Annotated in this window: 3 protein-coding genes and 1 pseudogene; all 4 read right to left on the bottom strand. The window is 47.9% G+C overall.

The genetic code is table 11. From position 1 onward, the window contains the following. On the bottom strand, positions 1-945 hold a 945-nt coding region (locus Q0546_RS08310), incomplete at its 3' end, for a Mur ligase domain-containing protein (protein WP_298792121.1). Positions 946-1,643: 698 nt separating this feature from the next. Next, positions 1,644-2,000: an MmcQ/YjbR family DNA-binding protein gene (locus Q0546_RS08315; RefSeq protein WP_298057217.1), complete on the bottom strand. Its 357-nt coding sequence runs from the start codon at positions 1,998-2,000 to the stop codon at positions 1,644-1,646. After that, positions 2,000-2,585, bottom strand: a pseudogene (locus Q0546_RS08320) (DNA-3-methyladenine glycosylase I). The gene Q0546_RS08315 and the pseudogene Q0546_RS08320 overlap by 1 nt, the downstream one beginning before the upstream one ends. A 351-nt stretch (positions 2,586-2,936) precedes the next feature. Then, the coding region (locus tag Q0546_RS08325) for an FAD-binding protein (protein WP_298792119.1) at positions 2,937-3,529 on the bottom strand (593 nt) is incomplete at its 5' end.

Genomic DNA, 3,529 nt, shown 5'->3' on the forward strand with positions numbered 1-3,529 from the left:
CGATTGCAAAGTAGCCTTGATCTCGGTCGGGTGGTGCGCGTAGTCGTCAATGAGCACGAATTTGCGGCTCGCGGTTAGGATATCGAAGCGCTTTTTGATGCCTTTAAAATTTAGCAAATTTTGCCTAATTTGCGCCAGAGAGGTTTCATTTAGCGCGGCTAAGATCGCAAGCGACGCGTCCACGGCGATGTGCTCGCCCATGCCAAGCACTTCAAATTTGCCTAAATTTTTTAGATTAAACGCAGTATAAGGCACGAAATCGCGCACGATCATACTAAGCTCGGTGATATCGACGCTTGGATAAAGGCGCACGGCATCAAGCTTTAGCGTACCCAAAAACTCGTCCTCGGCATTTATCACGCGCACCTTGGCTCGCTCCAAAAAGCCTCGATACGCCGCGTGAAATTTCTCCAAATCATAGCCGTAATGCTCCATATGCTCGGGCTCAGCGTTAGTCACGACGGCTAGATACGGGTTTGAGTTGAGAAAGCTACTATCGCTCTCGTCGGCTTCGAAAATGACGTTGTCGCAGGGCTCGTATTTCATATTTGAGCCAAACTGCTTACTGATCGCGCCGATGATGACCGAGCCCTCCACGAGGCTAGAGAGCATCGCCGAGGTCGTACTTTTGCCGTGCGCGCCCGCTACCGAAAACACGCGCTTGCCCTCTAGTACCATCGGCAGCGCCTCTTTGCGCGATAGGCAGTGCAGCCCTTTGCTTCGCGCTTCGACGAGTTCGACATTATCGGGTTTTATCGCGGCCGAATAAATGACAAAGTCCTGATCCTTGATCGCGGCCTTGCTGTGCGGCGTGATGACGTCGATGCCCTGTGCGGCCAGCTCGCGCGTGGTCGGGCTTTCCTTGATGTCGCTACCGCTGATGATGAATCCCTTTTCGTGCAAAAACCGCGCGATCGCCGAGATGCCTATGCCGCCGATACCGATGAAATGGACCTTTTTGCGCTCGAAGTTTTGCTCCTTTGCGCGCTCTCTTTCGTCGGCGTGGGGCGCTTGTGCGTTTAAATTTGACTGCGCTAAATTTTCGCGACCCGAATTTGAGCCCGCTTCTACCGTACGGTGAAGCCCGCTTGCTTGGTTAAAATTTCCTTGTTTTAAATTTTCCACTCGTTTTCCTTGTAAATTCTTAAAGTATTTATATTTACGTCGCCCATGAAGCAATCAACGTCGTAGCCATTTGCTCTATTGTGGCGTTCGTTATTTTTCGTATTTACTCGCCCGCTTGTTATTTATCCGGCCGTCTTGCGCAAATAAACCCCTTTCGCATATTAGCCGCTAAATTCATTTTGCACTATTTTGCGAAATTTCAAGACTCTTTGCGTCGTTCGCCGCGATACCGCTCTGCGCTATTAGGCGCCGCCGACCATGCTCAAAGTTCGCACGATTTTTACTTAAATTTATTAGCCCGATTTTAGCGAAAATGAAATTTTGAGATGCTGAAAAGATGAAATTTATGCGGATTTTAGCAGGCTTTACATAAGGCCGCAAGCGTAAAGAGGCGCACGTAAAGTAGGCTAGAGAATCGTCGGTAAAATTAGGAGATTTTACGCATCCGCCAACTAGCGCTTAGTACGCTTCCCGGTCGTCAAATTTAGCAGTGAAAAGAGCTGTTTACTACGAGCGTTTTAGCGCGTTAGCTCAAAGCTAAGGTCGATCAAATCCTCCACCTGCTCGGGTGCGATTTTAGAGCTTAAATTTACGCTGATCCAGTGCTTTTTATTCATATGATAGGCAGGCAAAATTTGTTCCCCGTCGCGCAAAATCGCCGCCAAATCAGGCTTGCATTTTAGATTTAGTATCTCTAGCTCCTCTGCGCTTTTAAGCCCCAGCTTGCCGCCGTCCACGCGCATAAAAACGGCGAACCATTTTTGATTTTTTGCGTGGCGAAATACGGCAAATTCCGGGTGTTTGTCAAACACCCGCTCGCCCTGCGCGCCGAATTTATCCTCGATGTAGCTAAAAACTCGCTTTTGCGCGAGCATCACTTGCCTCCTTTGCAAAAGCAGGCGTCCAGATGATCGTCCACTACGCCCGCGCTTTGCAAAAACGCATATACGCTCGTGGGGCCTAGAAATTTAAACCCGCGCTTTTTCATCTCTTTTGCGATGAACTCCGCAAGCGGCGTGGTAGCGGGGACTTGTTTTAGGTTTTCATAGTGATTTATGATAGGCTTGCCGTCAAATTTGTGATCAAATTTAGGTAGCAAATAGCCCCAAAGATAGTCGTAAAAGCTGCCAAACTCGCTTACGACGGCGAGGAATGCGCGTGCGTTTGCGGCAAGCGAGTTTAGCTTTAGGGGGTTTCTGATGAGCGCTGGATTTTGCATCCTCGCCGTAGAGCGAAATTTTATGCGCGTCAAATCCATCAAACGCCGTTCGCATCGCCTCGCGTTTAAGCAGCACCGCATGCCACGAGATGCCAGCCTGAAAGCCCTCCAGCACGATGAGCTCGAAAAATTTCGCATCGTCCTTTACTAGCTTGCCCCACTCCTCGTCGTGATATACGCGCTCCAGATCGCTTTTCTCCGCCCAGTCGCAGCGGATTTTGGATTTTTGAGTATTTTGCAAATTTAGCTCCTGGCTTTGATAAAATTTGAGAGATTGTAGCGAAATTTAGGTTAAGTAAGAGGATAGTAGGTTAAATTTTAGCGAGCTAAATTTTATTTTGAAATTTGGTAAATTTTATGCTTTAAATTTAAAAAGATCGCAGACCAAATTTGACCTGCGATACGAAATAAGATTTGCAAGTATTTCGAGGCGATTTTTGGGGTTGCGCGGCTAAAATTTTGCGCAGGCTAGACTTCTGCTTGCAGTTGCGAGCAGCGCGAAGCAAAAATTAGTCTGCCAAGCAAAATTTTAGCAAGCTCCGCCGACCGAAATTTTATAGCTCATTCAAAGACACTCAAAAGACGCCGCAAATTAGCCTATATTCTCACCCGCTATCATACCAAATGTTAAGCAGTCAGCAATCGCCACGCTACCTAAGCGGCTAGCTCCGTGCACGCCGCCGGTGATCTCGCCTGCTGCAAATAGTCTTGGAATAGGCATCTCGGTTTGTAGCGAGATAACCTGGGCTTTGGTATTGATGTCGATGCCGCCCATGGTGTGGTGGAGTTTTGGCGTACCGCGCATAGCGTAGAATGGCGGTTTAGAGATATCTACGCCGTTTGTAGTGGTTTTATCCATAGGTTTGCCAAAATCTTCGTCTTTACCCGATTTAACGAAGCTATTATATCTCTCGACGGTCTTTTTTAGCTCTGCAGCAGGGATTTTATAAAATGCCGCTAGTTCGTCTAGGGTTTCAAATTTCTTTAGTACGCCAGATTCTAGCGGTTTAGTGTAGTGCTCAGGTATGACCATATTTTTTACACCCTCTGCGTCGCAGAAGTTGATCGGATAGATATCGGCTTTTGCGTCGATTACTTTAAACATAGCTTGAGAGCGGGTGCGGCGGTCTGCTAGCTCGTTCATATAGCGTTTGCCGGTTCTTGGATCGACTGAAATTCCGTAGC

The organism is uncultured Campylobacter sp., from assembly GCF_937997465.1.
Taxonomy (GTDB): domain Bacteria; phylum Campylobacterota; class Campylobacteria; order Campylobacterales; family Campylobacteraceae; genus Campylobacter_A.

Coding starts and splice junctions, on each gene's coding strand:
- Q0546_RS08315 (WP_298057217.1), bottom strand. CDS start 2,000: ATGCTCGCGCAAAAGCGAGTTTTTAGCTACATCGAGGATAAATTCGGC.